Annotated in this window: 1 pseudogene; it reads right to left on the bottom strand. The window is 69.5% G+C overall.

What is annotated here, in order from left to right:
• Positions 1-387: pseudogene (locus tag GTW43_RS04875) on the bottom strand (hypothetical protein); the annotation flags it as partial.

Below are 387 nucleotides of genomic sequence, written 5' to 3'. Positions count from 1 at the left end.
ATGTTGTAGTCCATCGACAGGACCTCGAAGCGGTGCCCGGGGAAGGGGATGCCCTGAAGCGGGAAGTCCCAGACGCCCTGCTTCTTGTCCGGCCAGCGCTGGAGTCCGCCGGGCGAGGAGGCGTCGTAGCGCCAGCCGAGCTCGCGGGCGACGGGCAGCAGGTTGTCCTGGCCGAGCAGGCAGGGGGTGCGGCCGCCGATGAGCTCCTTGTCGTAGTCGAAGGGCAGCGACGGCTGGTCGTGCCAGCCGGTGTGCGTGCGCCAGGACTTGACGAAGGTGCGGGCCTGTTCGATCTCGCTGCGCCACTGGGCCGCGTTCCAGTTGGCGACGGAGCCGGAGCCGCCGCAGAAGTGCCCGTTGAAGTGCGTGCCGATCTCGTGGCCGTCG

Source organism: Streptomyces sp. SID5785 (assembly GCF_009870065.1).
Classification (GTDB): domain Bacteria; phylum Actinomycetota; class Actinomycetes; order Streptomycetales; family Streptomycetaceae; genus Streptomyces.
The sequence above is the reverse complement of the archived record's forward strand: the minus strand, read 5'-3'. Positions and strand labels throughout refer to the sequence as shown.